The sequence below is a fragment of the Brenneria goodwinii genome (assembly GCF_002291445.1).
Lineage (GTDB): Bacteria > Pseudomonadota > Gammaproteobacteria > Enterobacterales > Enterobacteriaceae > Brenneria > Brenneria goodwinii.
The window spans coordinates 3368724-3385361 of the sequence record NZ_CP014137.1 but is presented as its reverse complement, the minus strand read 5'-3'; the positions used below and the strand labels follow the sequence as shown (position 1 = coordinate 3385361).

Sequence of the window (16638 nt, the reverse complement as noted above, 5' to 3'; positions counted from 1 at the left end):
TAACGCAGCGAACTATGCGGGCGGGATGCGTCGCGCTGAATAAGGTAAACAGGGTAATAGGAAAATGATAAAGCCCCCACGACACAGCCTTGAAAAACGGACTCGCTGGCGAAACAGCCTGCGGACTTTTATGCGCCAGGAGCGTGGCGCAGGCACGGCGTTTTATGCGCTGGGCATGATGGCGCTATTGGTCAGCGGGGCTTTTATTGTGGACGGCATGACCGCCACCGGGGACGCCGCGCAGATCAAACGGGCGACGGATGCCGCCGCGCTGGCGGTGGGGCATCAGTCCACCATCAACAGCGATGATGACTACAGTCAGGAGCAGATAACTCAACTGGCTTTTGAATATGTAAAAAACAATCTCGGCATGAACAAGTCTCTGCAAGACGCGCTTACGGTTGAAGATATCCAGGTCACGGAAGGGCGTAACAGCGACACGCGCAAAACCTACACCGTGACGGCGGCGTTCTCCACTCAACCCAACCTGCTTAATCTGGGCGCAACCGAGCAGGCGATTTACTCCACCGTTGAGGTTATCAACCGTCCGACGGAGATCGCGCTGGTGGTGCCGGTAACCGGCGATATGAGCGACGGCGATATCAACGCGCTGAAGCGGTTATCCAATAATTTCGTCGAGCGCATGTTGAGCGGCGCGGACGCAAGGCGGGACAACCTGTGGATCTCGCTGGTGCCGTATAGCCAGAGCGTGAGCGTCTATGATGCGCAAGACGCCAACCGGATCCGCCGTTGGGCGGCGCCGGGGGCGCTCAATCCGGTAGAGCTGACGTCGCTGTTTCGCACCGGCTACAGCGGGCTTGCCGATCGCCGTATCCCCGATCGGGCCGCCAATCTGCTGTGTATGTATCGTGGACTGGGAGAGGGGGAGAACTTCTTCTGGGATACGGCGCCGGTGTCGCAGTTCGGCGTGTATTACCGCCATGATTTGCCGCAAAACGGCAGCCCCGGCGCGGAGCCGATCTCCTGGATCGGCCCCAATCCCGACTTCGGCCAGGCCACCGGGGTAAATGACACGCGCTGGATGGTCGCCGATAAAGGCTGCCCGAATGCGGCGCTGCTGCCGCTGACCAATGATGCCTCCAAACTGGCGCAGCGCATCGCCCAGTTTACCGCCCGCTTCAATGTGAATTACGCCATCGCCATGTCGTGGGCGGGCGCGGCGTTGTCGCCCGCCATGCGTGGCAGCGACGGCTGGGGCGACAGCGAATTGCCGCTGGATTTTAATGAAGACGGCAGCGGCGACGGACAAAAAGTCATCGTCATGCTGGCGAATACCGTCGGAGACTGGTTTGACACCGATTCTTATAACACCTACCGCAACCAGTTCAGCGGCCAGCTTGGCAGCGAGGCTTCACGCGAATTTGCCATGCAACGGTTCAACGATCTGTGCCAGAGCTTCCGCTCCCGCGATCTTAAATTCTATTTCGTCGGCATCCGTCCGGGCGATCCGGCGGATTTCGGCCGCAATCTGTTTGATACCGTCGCGACGCCGGGATTGATGGTATGCACCGAAGGCACCAAACGCATGAGCTTTATTGATGGTTCCGGATTTAGCGCGGAAGGCGTTGAGGATCGGCTCACCGATCGGCTGGAACGCATCGCCAGCAGGATTGAAACCGAAGGGGGTTATGTCCGGCTGATTGAATGACGGCCCGATATTGCCTGGAATGACGCGATTTGCACCTTTGATTAACAGGACATGACACGATGACTTCTTCTCGCTCAAAAGCCGGTTCAGCGCCGCGGGGCATTTTACGCCAGGCATGGGTGCTGGAACCCCGAATGATGTTCGACGCCGCCGCCGTCGCAACGGCGGCCGACGTCGCCGTACAGGTGGCGCCCACCGAAAGCGCGCCCGGCGTCGAGGCGACGCCCGTTGAGGCCGCCGTCACTATTACGGACGGCACCGACAGCTTCCCGGCAGTGGACCTGTTCAGCAACGTCAGCGTATCGACCGACGCCGGCGGCGAGGAACTGAACAGCCTGGCGATCACCGTGGACAGCAGCGGCGACAATCAAGCGCTGCTCATTGACGGCAGCACCATCTCGCTGACGACCGGTTCCGGAACCACCGCCGACAACAACTATTATTATTCGGTGGCGGTGAGCGGCGACGTCACAACGGTTACCGTCAGTATCGCCTCTTCCGAAGCCTATAGCGCTTCGGACGTAGCCAGCCTGATCGACGGCATCGCCTACCGCACGCTGGACAATACGGTAGAGAGCGGGACGGTCACCGTTACCCTGTCCACCCTGAGCGACGGCGGCGACACGGCGGAACTAGGCATTAGCGCCACCGTTGATATCCACAACGACATTAACGTCGCGCCGGTGTTATCTCACGATAATGCTCTCGAAATCGTCGAGTCCATTACCCTCGGCGATCTTGGCGACAATACGGCGGTGATTTATTCCAGCGACGGCCAATACGCCTACGCCGCTGGAAACGGCGCCGTCTCGGTGTTTTCTGTTGATGACGCCGGCCGCCTGACGCTGGCCGATACCCTCGCCGTCGACGGCGTGGACAATATTGCTGATATGACGATCAGCGCGGACGGCGGCTCGCTTTACCTCGTTGACGGCAGCAGCAGTAACGTTTACGCCTTCAGCGTCGCCGACGACGGTTCTCTCAGTTACGTCTCGGCCGTTTCCGCCAGCGACACGACGAGAAATATCGCGATCTCCGACGATGGCGCTTACGTCTATGTCACGGTGCAGTACAACGGTATGGTGGTCTTCGCGCGTGACGCCGGCACCGGCACGCTGACCCAGATCCAGACCCTCGACGAAGGCAGCCTGGGCTTGAACCGGACGGAAAGCGTTATCAGCGCCGGCGGTTATGTTTACGTGGTCGGCGATCCGACCTCTTTCGTCAGCTATGACAGCCTGACCGTGCTGAAAATCAACGATGACGGTACGCTGAGCGTGATCGACACGGTACAAGTCAACGCCGTTGCTTTCGACAGCACCAGCTTCTCAATGGCGGTTAACGAGGATGCGTCCCTCCTGTATCTGGGCAACAGCTCGCAAGGCACGTTGCAGGTCTACGCTTTTGACGGCAGCGCGTTGACACTGATGGAAACGCTCAGCGTCGACAACCTGACCGGTCTGGCGTTGAATAACGACGGCAGCGTGCTTTACGCCGTCGCCGGCAACGGCACGCTCAATGTCTATTCGACTTCCGGCACCGGCAATCTGGCTCTGGCCAGCAGCATCACGGTCGCCGACGGCGCCAGTGATATCGCGGTATCGAGCGATGGCCTGTCGCTGCTGGTTTCCGGCAGCGAGAGCGTGACCCGTTACACCGTCGCGCAGACTCTCGATTTGGGCGCCGCGCTGGTCTTCGCCGACGGCCTGACGCTGGCGGACGGCAACTATGATGGGCTGAATGATGGCGCAGGCAACTACAACGGCGCCAGCATCGCCGTCAGCGCCAGCGTCGATACCGGCAGCTTTGGCTTTACCGACGGCAACGGGCTGACCTTTGAAAACGGCGTGATCTCCCTTGATGGCGGCGCTATCGCCACTTTCAGCGCCAGCGGCGGCACGCTGACCGTAACCTTTACCGCCGACGCCACCACGGCGGTGGCCAACCAGCTATTGCAGCAGCTCACCTATACCAACGCCATCGCGGCCGCCGGCAGCTTTATTCAGCTTAACGTCACCGGCAGCGATGCCGCGCTGGCAAGTAATGCGGTGACGCTTACCCTGCGCGTCAACTCGACGCCGCAGGTCAACGGAGACGCCGCCACCGGCTATTCGCTGAGTACGGCGACCAGCGAAACCGCCTATAGCTTCACGCTGTTCTCCGGTCTGTTCGGCGACCAGGACGGCGACGCGCTCGCCTGGAGCGTCAGCGGCCTGCCCGACGGGCTGACCTTCGACGCCGCGACGCGAACGATCTCCGGCGTATCCACGGAAGCGGGCGCCTTCACCGTGACGGTAACCGTCGCCGATGCGTCGGGAGCCAGCGCTTCTTTGGATCTGGATCTGGTGGTTGAACAGATCGCCAATCGCGCGCCGCAGGTCAACGAAGACGTCTCCGCCGCGTTGGCGCCGGCCACTGAGAGCAGCAGCTATAGCGCGACGTTGGACGCATCCCTGTTTAACGATCTCGATAGCGCCTACGGCGATAGTCTGACCTGGAGCGTTAGCGGTTTACCCGACGGACTCACGTTCGACGCCGCGACGCTGACCGTTTCCGGCACCGCCGGCGCGGCGGGCGACTACAGTATCACCGTGACGGTCACCGACCAGTCGGGAGCCAGCGCCTCGACCGAGGCGACGCTGCGGGTGATGACCCAGGCGGAAGCCGACAACAGCGCGCCAGCCCTCGGGGCTGATGACAGCTCGCTGGTGTATACCGCCGAAGGCACGCTCAGCGGCTACGACTACTATGTCGGCGGCATTTCCATGTCCGATGACGGCGCGACCGTCGTCGTTCTCGGCAGCACCGGCGCCAACTACGGCGGCACCGCCTACGTCAGCATCTATTCGCGCGATACCACAACCGGCGAACTGACCCTGCTCCAGACCTTCACCCAGGGCACAGAGGATAACGCTGATACCGCCGCCGTCGAGGTCGACGGCCTGTCCGGCAGCACGGCGGTCTCCACCTCCGCCGACGGACAGACGATCTACGTCGCCGGTTCCACCAGCGACGGCGGCTACGTGGTGCAGTCCTTCAGCTATGACAGCGGCGTTTATGCGCTGACCAGTACCGAAACCATCGACGCCAAGGCCGTCAAGGTCGAACTGTCCGCCGACGGCGAAAACCTCTATGTAATGACCGGCAGCGGACTCTATGGCTATACGGTCGGCGACGACGGCAGCCTGACGGCGCAGAGCCGTTTTACGGATAATTTCAGCGGCGCGATCGCCCTGGCGGTGAGCGGCGACAACACGGTCTATGTGTTGAGCAGCAGCGGCGCCGTCACCGTCTATGCCGCCGGTTCGGACGGCGTCTTGAACTACGCCGCCCAGCTTGATGGGGTCATCTCAAGCAACAATTTCGCTTCTATAGCCGCGGCGGATGACGGTTATGCCTACGTGGTGGGGGGCACCAATGGGGGCGTGACCGTTCTGCACTACGACAGCGGCGGCAACAGCATCGAAAAGATCGCGTCGTACAGCGTCAGCGGCGCCTGGGCGGTGGCGGTTTCTGCGGACGGCAGCGCACTTTACGTCGGCAGTCAGAGTGGAACGCTGTACGTCTACAGTATCAACGACGACAGCAGCCTGACCCAGGTTCGTTCCCTGTCGGTCGGGCGGCCCATCACTACCCTTGAAGTCTCCGCCGACGGCGGCGTCATCTACAGCGGCGCCCGCTATTACAATACCGGTCTGAGCTCCACCCGTGTTGAAAACACCGTCGCGGTTTCCTACAGCGAAGGCGCCACCATTAATCCGGCGGCCAGCCTGACCTTGTCCGACACTGATTACGACGCGCTGAACGGCGGCGCTGGCAACTACAACGGCGCGACCATCACGTTGACGCGCGAGGGCGGCGCCGATAGCGCCGATAGCTACGGCTTTAGCGACGGCAATGGCCTGACGCTGGCCGATGGCGTGCTCTACCTCGACGGCGCGGCCATCGCCACCCTGGTCAGCGAAGATGGCACGCTGACCGTGACCTTTACCGCCGATGTCACCACCGCCACCGCCAATCGGGTGCTGCACCAGATCGGTTATACCAACACCAGCAGCGATCCGGGCAGCAGCATCGGTCTCACGCTGGCCGTCGCCGATCGGTACGCCTCAAGCAGCTTCAACCTGTTGCTTGAGGTCGCGGTGATCAACAATGCGCCATCGTTGGAAGCCAGCGGACAGGCCGTCACCTATATCAGCGGCGGCGGCGCGGTGAAGCTGTTCGATGACGTCTCCGTCTCGGCCGGAGAGGCCGATCAGGCCATCAGTAGCCTCACCCTGACCGTTTCCGATCTGCAAGACGACGGCAAAGAAGTGTTGATCATCGGCGGCTCTTACGTGACGTTGGCCGACGGCATGAATGTCAGCGGCTCGGTTTCCCAAGACGTCGTGGAGAGCGATGGCAGCATTAGCACTTACAGCTACTTCGTGACCATTTCGGTCAGCGTGACGGACGGCGTCGCTACCGTTACGGTCAACAGCGGCGACGGACTGTCAACCGAACTAGCCGCCACGCTGATCGAAAACATCGCCTATATCAACACCTCATCCGACTATTCCGAGGATCCCGCCACCGGCGATCGTACCGTCACCCTTACCGCCATTCAGGATAACGGGGGAACCGGCAACGATGGCGTTGACGCCAGCGCGCTTTCAATTAGCGCCACGGTCAGCGTCAGCCTGACCAATAGCGCGCCCTCGGTCACCGCCACCGGCGCGTCGAACAGCTATATCGAGAATGGTGAAGCGGCCGCGTTGTTCAATGATGTCGCGATTTCTACCGGCGAGCCGGGACAAACGGTCACCAATATCGAATTGACGGTCTCCGGTCTGAAGGATGGAGCAAACGAAGTTCTGATGATCGATGGCGCCGAGGTCTCCCTGACGGCCAATGCTTACGGAGAAACGGCCAACGGCTATAGCTACTACATCGCCCTTGAAGGCGATACCGCCACCGTCTATCTCTATAGCGGCGATGGGATGAGCGTGAGCGATGCCGCCGGGCTGATTAGCGGGCTAACCTATGCCAACCTGAGCGACGATCCGACGACGGGCACGCGTACCATCACGCTGACAACCCTTCAGGACGGCGGCGGCACGGCCAACGGCGGCGTCGATACCGTTTCACCCGCCATCGCGGCGAGCGTGACGGTGGCCGCGGTCAACGATGCGCCGGTGGTCACCGCCACGGCCGCCGATACCTTCTACGCCGTGGCCGGCAGCAGCGCCGGCCTGTTTAGCGACGTGGCTATCTCGACGGTGGAAAGCGGCCAGACTATCTCGTCCATCACCTTTACCGTTTCCGGACTGCGCGACGGCGGCAGCGAGACGCTGACCATTGGCGGCGCCCGTATCGCGCTGGTTGACGGCAGCGGTACGCTCGACAACGGTTACGCTTACACCGTTACGCTTGATGGCGATGCGGCCACCGTGACTATCGCCAGCGATGAAGGTATCGCCGTCGACGCCGGCGTCGCGCTGATCGAACAGACCCGCTACGCCAATCTCAGCAATACTCAGACCGCCGGCGTCCGCACGATTAGCCTCAGTGTGCAGGACAGCGGCGGTCAGGACAACGGCGGCAGCGATACCGCCTCATTGGAAGCCGTCGCCGCTATTGACGTGGTGAATAACTCCGCGCCTGAGCTAAGCGCCGGCGCCGATTACACCAGCCTGGAGGCGGCGACTAGCCTGGCGGCCATCAGCGGTCTTAGCGATATTACGGCCACGGCCTTGACGCCGGCCGGCGATTATCTCTATGCGGCCAGCAGCGATGGCGGTATCGCCATTTTCAGTCGCAACACCGCCAACGGCGAATTGGTGCTGCTGCAAACGCTGGACAGCGGCGTGTCATCCGTTTCGCTCATCGAAGTCAGCGGCGATGGCGGCACCCTTTATATGCTGGGCGCGGATGGCAATAGCGTTACCCTCTTCAGCCGCGGCCTCACCGACGGCAGTCTGACGCCGGTGCAGACGTTGATGACGGAAAACGTTGTCGATTTGGCGATATCCGCTGACGGCAGCGCGCTCTATGTGGTTGATGGCAACTATTCCGGCCTGCTGGTCTATACCCTGGACGCGGACAGCGGCCAGTATGCGTTAAGTCAGTCCATCGCGGCGGCCACCGGCAGCGAACCTTACCTGTTCACCGCCATTGGCGTGGAAGTGGCGGGCGATTATGTGTATGTGGTCACCGACCCGGCCGCCGATACGCTCGCCAATACCCTGATTGTCTATCAACGCGCGGCGGACGGTACGCTCAACGCCGTCGCCTATCTGCGTGACGGCACGGCCGACGGTGAAAGCACCGTCGATATATCCGGCCCGGTGGATATCGCCGTTTCCAGCGATGGCGGCACGATTTACGTCGCCAGCGAGGATGGCGTCGCGGTGTTCAGCCTGGCCGACGACGACGGGACGCTGACCTACGTCGGCGTGGTTGCCGGTCTGTCCAATGTTACCGCCATCGCCTTGTCCAGCGACAATGACACGCTGTATGTCACCAGTTCGGACGGCAATCTCAGCCGCTATAAATCCGACGACGGCGCGTTGACGCTTATCGATACGCTCTCCAGCGAGTCGACGACGGCGTTGGCCGGCGCCCAGCGTGTGGCGACCGGCGCCCATGGCGCGGTGGTGGTCATCGGCAGCGGCGGTCTGGTTAGCCTCAAAGACGCGTTGACGGAAATGACTCTGGACTACACCGAACAGGGAACGGTGCTGCTTGCCGACGCCATGACGCTCAGCGACGCCGACTATGACGCGCTGGCCGACGGCGCGGGCAATTACAACGGCGCCATCATCACCTTGGCGCGTGAAGGCGGAACCAACGGCGATGATAGCTATGGCTTTGCCGACGGCAATGGTCTGACGCTGTCAGACGGTACGCTCTATCTGGACGGCGCGGCTATCGCCACCTTCGCCAACGACGGCGGTTCGCTGACGGTAACCTTTACGGCGGACGTCACCACCGCCACCGCCAATCGGGTGCTGCAACAGATCGCCTACACCAACGCCGGCAGCGATCCCGGCGCGGCTATCCGGCTGACGGTCACCGTCACCGATGCCTATGCCGCCAGTACCAGCGCGACGCTGGCGCTGAACGTCACGGAAGTTAACGATGCCCCGGTGCTGACGGCGACGCCGGCCAATACCCATTATGTTGAGGGTGCTGCCGCTACTGCTCTGTTTAGCGATACCGCGATCTCCACCGTGGAGGCGGCGCAGTCGGTCAGCGCTATAACGCTGAACATATCCGGTCTGAGCGACGGGGAAAATGAAACCCTGATTATTGATGGCGTCAGTATTGCGCTGGTTGCCGGCTCGGGCACCACGGCCAGCGGCTACGCCTATAGCATTTCCGTCAGCGACGGCGTCGCCAGCGTGGTGATTTCCAGCGCCGCGGGTATCTCCGCCGCCGATGCGTCCGGCCTCGTTAACGCTATCGCTTACGCCAATGCCAGCGACGATCCGACGACCGGCACGCGCACCGTCACGCTGCGCGCGATTCAGGACAACGGCGGTAACGCTAACGGCGGCAGCGACGCAACCACGTTGGATATCGCCGCCACGGTCGATGTCGCCGCGGTCAACAACGCGCCGGCGCTGACCGCGACGCCGGCCGATCCAAGCTACACGGCGGGTGACGATGCGGTATCGCTATTCGACGACGCCAGCGTTTCCACGATAGAGAGCGGTCAATCGATTGTCGCGCTGACCGTTACCGTCTCCGGCGTCGTCGATAGCGCTGAGAGCCTGATCGTCGACGGCACGACCGTTATGCTGACCGATGGCGCCGCCTTCACGACCGCCAGCGGCCTGAACGTCACGGTCGCGCTCGATAACGGCACCGCCACGCTGACTATCGGCAGCAGCGGGGGCATTGATGCCGCAACCGCCGCTACGCTGGTCGACGGTCTGGCCTATGCCAATACCAGCGCTACCGTCACCAGCGGCGAACGCGCCGTCACCCTGGTCGCCATCCGGGACGACGGCGGCAGCGCCAATGACGGCACGGATACCGGCGCGCCGAACGTTGCGGCGGTGGTCAGCATCGCCAACAGCGCGCCTTATGCCACGGATAGCGAAGCGGCGCTGCCGCAGGCCACTCAGTCGGCGGCATACCGCGCCACGCTGTCGTCCGATTTGTTCAGCGACGTCAATGGCGACCCTCTGACCTGGAGCATCGCGGGATTGCCGGACGGCCTGAGCTTTGATGGCGCAACGTTGACCATCAGCGGCAAAACGCTGGCCGTCGGCAGTTTCGATCTGACGCTGACGGTAAATGACGGCCAGGGCGGCACGGCCTCCCGCTCCCTGACGCTGGAGATCAACAAACAGCCGGTCATGCCGGTGGTCTCCACTATGCCTGATATGCCGAGCGGTATGATGGCGGCGTGGCTGGATGCGCGCCAGGACGAGCTGGAACGGCAGGGCGAGGTGATGCGCCCCGCGCCCCGTGGGGGCGCGCCGTTGGCGGCAACCCGCGTGGCGGCAGGGGCTGCGCCATCGTTCGGCAATGAACTGTCGCGGGATAACTATCCGTTGGTGAACGGAGAAATGGATTACGCCGAAACGCCCTGGCAGCTGGATCCCATTATGGAGACGCTGATGTTTCCGCTAGAAGAGGTGGACTTTTCGCCTGTACGGGCGACGACGCGCGAAGACGGTCAGACCGGGCCACGTATGCCGCTGACTGACGCCGCGAACGGCAAGGCCGCCTTCTCCGCGCAGTTGCAACAGGCGCCGGGCGAGTTTGACGAATTACTGGCCGCGCTGAATCAGCTAACGGATAACAACGCGCTGCCCGTGGAATGATTTACCCCACCCCAGCCCTCCCCTTCGCAGGGGAGGGAGTTTAGCTCCTCCCCCTGGCAAGGGGGAGGCCGGGAGGGGGTAGGCAGCAGACGGCGCCCGCGGAATGACGTGAATTTTACGCAGCACACATAACAACATAAACACACTACATTTGATGGGGAGAACCCTGGTGAATCAGCACATAGCGAAACTCTGGGAAAACAAGCAACACTCTGGCGGTTCCCTGGCTCTTAAATTGGCGATAAGCCTGGCCTGTCTGGGGCTGGCCGGGTGCGCGGTAAAGCCTGAACCGGTGACGACGGAACAGCAGGTGCAGCAGGCATTAAGCGATCGGACGCAGATGTTCGCCAATCAGGAGCCGGTACGCGGCACTATCACGCTGGACGAGGCGATTGCCCGCGCGCTGAAATACAATCTGCAACAGCGGGTGGCGCTGATGGAACAGGCGATGGAGGATAACCTGATCGGCGTTTCCAGTCTGGATATGTTGCCTAAGCTGGCCGCGCGGGCGGGGCTGCAAACCCGCGACAACGTGGCCGGATCCAGCAGTGAATCGGTGACCACCGGCGAGCAGTCGCTGGAAGCCTCCACCAGCCAGGATAAAACCCTGCGCACGGCGGATTTGTCATTGAGCTGGAACGTGCTGGATTTCGGCATCAGCTATTTCAACGCCAAAATGCAGGCGAATAAATCGCTGGCGGCCGAAGAGCGCCGCCGCCGCGTGGTGGCGGATATTACCCGTCAGGTGCGCACCGCCTATTGGGAGGCGGCCACCGCCCAGCGTTTACAGCCGGAGGTGACGGCGGCGCTGGTCGAGGCGCGGCAGTCACTGGAATATGCCCGCCAGACCGAGCAACAGCGCCTGTTGGCGCCGGTAGACGCGCTGCGTTTCCAGAAAAATATGCTGGAAATGGTGCGCCAGCTTGAGATTGTCGATAGCGATCTGGTGATGGCCAAGTCCCGCCTGGCCGCGTTGATGAACCTGCCGCCCGCCAGTAAATTTGATGTGGTCGTGCCCGGTGAAAGCAGTCTGACGGCGCCGAAACTGGCCTATACCCTCGACGATCTGGAAAACTTCTCGATGGTGAAACGGCCTGAAGTGCGTGAAGAGAGCTATCTGGCGCGCAATTCGGTGCTGGAAACCCGCAAATCGCTGTTGCGCCTGTTGCCGGGCGTGTCGTTGTTTGCCGGTATCAACGGCGACAGCAACAGCTATTTGGTGAACCACCAATGGGCCAGCGCCGGATTACAGGTCAGCGGCAACCTGCTGAATGTGCTCTCCTGGTCGCCGGTGAAACGCGCCGGCGAGGCGAACGAAGAACTGGCGGAAGTGCGCCGTCAGGCGCTGCGTATGGCGGTACTGACGCAGGTGAACGTAGCCTGGCAGGAGTATCAGCAAAGCACGCGCATGTTCAGCCGTTATCAGGAACTGGCCCGCATTCAGCGCGGCATTCTCAGTCAGACCGAGCTGACCGTGCGCAATCGGGCGGCGACGCAGATGGAACAGGTGCGCGTCAGCACGGAAACCATCCTGACCACCCGCGCGCGCGACCGCAGCTTTGCGGATGTGCAAAACGCACTGGGCGCGGTGTATCAGGCCGCCGGTCTGGATGTGCTGCCTGATAACGTCGGCGATACCAGTCTGGCCGCATTGAGCAATACCATCGCCCGCACCACCGGCAATATTGAAACCGGCAGCGTGCCGGTGCCGCGTCTCTCCCTGGCTTCGCCGACCGCGATAGCCGCCGCGACGGCGCCGACCGTCACTCAACCCGTTGCTGTCGCCGCCGCGCCGGCCGCCATTTCCGGCAAGCCCTACCGCACGGTAAATACGGATATGTGGGATAACCTGCAATCGCTGCAGTCCGGGGGATCGCAGTGATGAAGGCGCTGCCGTTTCTGCTGGCGGGGGCGTTGCTGGCCCCCTTATGGGCGCAGGCGGCCGCTAACGGCGATATCCGCGTGCAGCTCAGCGCGTTGCGCTACACCACGCTTTCCAGCGAAATTTCGGCCAAGGTGACGGATATCGCGGTGAAAGAGGGCGAGCATTTTAAACAGGGCGATACGCTGCTGACCTTCGACTGTACGGTTTTGAAGGAAAAACAGAACTATTCCGCCGCCGCTGAAAACGCCGCCCGTAAGAAACTGGCGATCGCCAACCGGCTGGATAAGCTCAATTCGATCAGCCTGTCTGACGTGGATCAGGCCCGTTCGGCGGTTTCCATGGCGCAGGCGGAAAACGGCGTGAACCGCGCCATGCTGCAACGCTGCGCCATCAAAGCGCCGTTCTCCGGCCGGGTAACGGAGACCAAAGTGAAACGCTGGGAGTCGGTGCCGGAAGGCAAGGAACTGCTATCGATTTACGATGACAGCGCGTTTGAGCTGGAAATGATCGTGCCGTCTCGCTGGCTGGTGTGGCTGAAGCAGGGGAATACCTTTCAGGTCACGCTGGATGAAACCGGGCTGAGCTATCCGGCGGAAATCAGCCGCATCTCTTCGGCGGTGGAGCCGGTCAGCCAGTCGGTCAAGGTATTTGGACGCATCACGCAATCCACCGCCGGGCTGTTGCCGGGGATGAGCGGGGTGGCGCTGATGACGCCGCCAACGGCGGCCGGTAGCGCGCCATGATTGATAACCGTATGAGCACCCCCGCGCGATGACCGAAACAACGAACGAACAGGATAGCCGCCTGGCGCTGCTGGCCGAGCTGCTGCAGTTGCAAAGCCGCGCCAGAGCGCGGGAAACGCGGGATGAACTGGCGTTTTTCATCGTCAATGAAACGCACAATCTGGTGAAGTACCGCCAGGCATTGCTGTGGGATTGCGAACACCAGCGACTGCGTGCGGCGTCCGGTTTGGCGTCCATCGATCCCAACGCGCCCTTTTGCAGCGAATTCAGCCGCCTGTGCCGTCAGTGGCAGCAGGAAGCGCGGCAGACCCAAGCCCTGCGCTGGCTGGATCTGCCGGCCAGCGACCGGTTGCTATGGCAGGAACACCTGCCGGAGTTTTTACTGTGGCTGCCTTTGCGGCGCCCGCAGGGCGAACAGCCGCTGGTGCTGATCCTGGCGCGTGACCGGGCGTGGCAACCCGCCGAACTGATGCTATTGGAAAAGCTGGCCGATGCCTATTCCCATGCCTGGTTGGGGTTAGGCAACAATCGGCGCGGCAACGCCGTTGTCCGTCCGCATCGACGCCGCCTGATACTGGCCGGGGCGATCGCGCTGTTGCTGATTATGCTGATCCCGGTCAGGCAATCGGTACTGGCGCCGGCGGAGATCGTAGCGCATCGCCCGGTGATGGTGCGTGCGCCGGTGGCCGGGGTGGTTGACGATATCCTGGTGCGGCCTAATCAACTGATTGACGCCAATCAGCCTCTGGTTCAGTTGGATGCGCGCGAGCTGGAAAACCGGCTGGAGTCCGCGCGGCAGGCGTTTGCCACCGCCGATGCCCAGTACCGGCAGGCGCAGCAACAGGCGCTGTTTGACGCCAACAGCAAGGCCAGTCTGGCGGTGCTGCAAAGCCGGCGGGAACAGGCGCAAAGCGAAATGGATTTTCTGCAACGGCAGCTGGCGCGTATGCAGTTGGTTTCTCCGCGCGACGGGGTGGCGATTTTTGATGACGCCAGCGACTGGATCGGGCGTTCGGTAGCGATTGGCGAACGCATCATGATGATCGCCGATCCGCACGATGTCGAACTGGAGATCCAGTTACCCGCCGCCGATGCCATTGCGCTGGAGAAAGGGGCCGATGTGCGCTTATTCCTTAACGTTGCGCCAAACTCGGCGCAGTCGGCGCGCCTTGAGCAGATCGGCTATCGTTCGGCGCCCACGCCGGACAACGTGATGGCCTATCGGCTGAGAGCCAGGTTCACCCAGGACGATCCGCTGTTGCGCGTGGGATTGAAAGGCACGGCGAAATTGTATGGTCAGCGCACGCTGCTGTTCGTCTATCTGTTGCGTAAGCCTTTGACTACGCTGCGCGTCTGGTTGGGCGTGTGACGGTGATGCCGGGATTGTCCGCGCCCACGGCGAGCGATAGCCCGGTTCCCCGGCTTAGTCCGCTACGGGATGAGCTGATCCTGCATGCCGGTCCCGCCAACCGTGACGGATCGCCCAGTTGGACGCTGGAAGATCCGCTGCGCGGTCTGTTTTTCCGTATCGGCTGGGCGGAAATGGCGATGCTGTCGCGCTGGTCGCTGGGGGAGGCGGCGAAAATTGTCGCGGAGATCAACCAGACGCTGCCGCTGACTGTCGAAGAGCGCGATGTGCAGTATTTCAGCCGTTTTTTGCAGGCCAATAGCCTGACGCGGGCATCGGGCGATGAAGCGCTGGCGCAGTTTGGGCGGCAACTGGCAGGAACGCAGACTTCCGTGTGGCGTAAGCTGCTGAAGAACTATCTGTTTTTCCGCATTCCATTGTGGCATCCCGACCGTTTTCTGACCGCCACGTTACCGAAGGTGGAACCCTTTTTCAGCCGTTGGTTTTTTAAACTGACGCTGATGGCGGCACTGCTGGGGCTGTTTCTGGCCGGTCGCCAATGGGAAACCTTCAAGCACACCTTTCTGCACTTCTTCACTCTGGAAGGGGCCGCGCTGGCGGGGATCACGCTGTGTTTCACCAAAGTGCTGCATGAACTGGGGCATGCCTATACCTGCAAGCGTTTTGGCGCGCGGGTCGCCACCATGGGCGTCGCCTTTCTGGTGATGATGCCGGTGCTGTATACCGATACCTCAGGGGCATGGAAACTGACCCGCCACCGGCAGCGCATGGCGATTGGCGCCGCCGGTATGCTTACCGAGCTGACGCTGGCCGCCTGGGCGACGCTGGCCTGGAGTTTCCTGCCGGACGGCATGCTGCGTAGCGCGGCCTTTATGCTGGCGACCACCACCTGGATCATGACGCTGGCGATCAACCTCAGCCCGCTGATGCGCTTTGACGGCTATTTTCTGCTGTCGGACTGGCTTCAGATCCCGAATCTGCAACAGCGGGGCTTTGCCATCGGCCGCTGGCGGATGCGCGAGTGGTTGTTCGGCCTGGGGGATGCCCCGCCGGAGCCGTTTCCCCGCTGGCTGCAACGCACATTGGTTGGCTACGCCTTCTGCGTGTGGGTGTATCGCTTCTTTCTGTTTACCGGCATCGCCATTTTGGTTTACCACATGGCGTTCAAACTGCTGGGCATGCTGCTGTTCGCGGTGGAAATCGGTTATTTCGTGATAATGCCGGTGGTGAATGAACTACGCGAGTGGAGTAAACGCCGCAAGGATTACCGTATGAACCGTAATATGATGGTGACATTGGCCTCAGGCTGCGTGTTATTGCTGCTGTTGGCGATCCCCTGGCAGCGCACCGTTTATGCGCCGGCGCTGTTGCGCGCCGAGCAGCAAGGCAGCCTGTATATGCCGCTGCCCGCGATGATTGACCGTATTGATATTGAGGTCGGTCAACCGGTGCAGGCCGGACAGGTGTTGTTTTCGCTCTCCTCCGACGCGCTATTGCATGAACAACAGCAGTTGGAACGGCAGATTGCCACGCTCAGTTGGCAGGGGGCGTTTCAGGTCTTTAATAAAGAGACTGCGGGGGAACACCTGCGGGTGAATCAGGAACGTGAAGCGGCGCAGCAAAAACTGGCGGTGCTGCAACGACAGTCGGCGCAGTTGACGGTGCGCGCGCCGATGAGCGGCGTGGTGGCCGACGTCGCCACGCCGCTGGCGCAGGGCGAGTGGCTGGCGCAGGGCGAATGGCTGGCGGTGATAACCAAGCCGTCCGGCGGCCTGGTGGAGGCGTTTGTTTCGGAAAAAGACTGGCAACGGCTGAGCGTGGGCGGACAGGGGCATTTTTACCCGTTGGACGTCGGCAGTCCGGCCTTGCCGGTGACGATCGTGGATATCGATCACACCGCCACGCGTGATTTAAGCGCCGTTCCGGAACTGGCCTCAACGTACGGCGGCGATATCGCGACGCTGAGCGACGCACAGCGTAAGCTGCATCCCGAGCAGGTGGTTTACCGGGTGGTGTTAAGCCTGCCTGCCGACAGCCCGAGCCAGCAACAGATGCTGCGCGGAACGGTAGCCATGGACGGCGAAGCGCAAAGCCTGCTGGTTCGCGGCTGGAAACTGGTATCGGCGGTACTGATCAGGGAAATGTCGTTTTAGTTA

The 16638-nt window shown here is 61.9% G+C and carries 6 protein-coding genes; all 6 read left to right on the top strand.

What is annotated here, in order from left to right; translation table 11 throughout:
* Positions 1 to 130: 130 nt before the first annotated feature.
* The 6 genes from ACN28R_RS14975 (at position 131) to ACN28R_RS14950 (ending at position 16635) form a co-directional block, all read left to right on the top strand.
* Positions 131 to 1669, top strand: coding sequence for a Tad domain-containing protein (locus tag ACN28R_RS14975; protein ID WP_375153857.1), 1539 nt, complete (start codon positions 131 to 133; stop codon positions 1667 to 1669).
* Between the two features lie 59 nt (positions 1670 to 1728).
* Positions 1729 to 10485: a putative Ig domain-containing protein gene (locus ACN28R_RS14970; RefSeq protein WP_095834825.1), complete on the top strand. Its 8757-nt coding sequence runs from the start codon at positions 1729 to 1731 to the stop codon at positions 10483 to 10485.
* Positions 10486 to 10654: 169 nt separating this feature from the next.
* On the top strand, positions 10655 to 12367 hold the full coding sequence (locus ACN28R_RS14965) for a TolC family protein (protein WP_095834824.1): 1713 nt from the start codon (positions 10655 to 10657) through the stop codon (positions 12365 to 12367).
* On the top strand, positions 12367 to 13113 hold the full coding sequence (locus tag ACN28R_RS14960) for an efflux RND transporter periplasmic adaptor subunit (RefSeq protein ID WP_095834823.1): 747 nt from the start codon (positions 12367 to 12369) through the stop codon (positions 13111 to 13113). Before ACN28R_RS14965 ends, ACN28R_RS14960 begins: the two co-directional genes overlap by 1 nt.
* Positions 13114 to 13141: 28 nt before the next feature.
* On the top strand, positions 13142 to 14482 hold the full coding sequence (locus ACN28R_RS14955; RefSeq protein ID WP_095834822.1) for an efflux RND transporter periplasmic adaptor subunit: 1341 nt from the start codon (positions 13142 to 13144) through the stop codon (positions 14480 to 14482).
* A 5-nt stretch (positions 14483 to 14487) separates the two neighbouring features.
* On the top strand, positions 14488 to 16635 hold the full coding sequence (locus ACN28R_RS14950; RefSeq protein WP_095835816.1) for an HlyD family efflux transporter periplasmic adaptor subunit: 2148 nt from the start codon (positions 14488 to 14490) through the stop codon (positions 16633 to 16635).
* Positions 16636 to 16638: the final 3 nt, after the last annotated feature.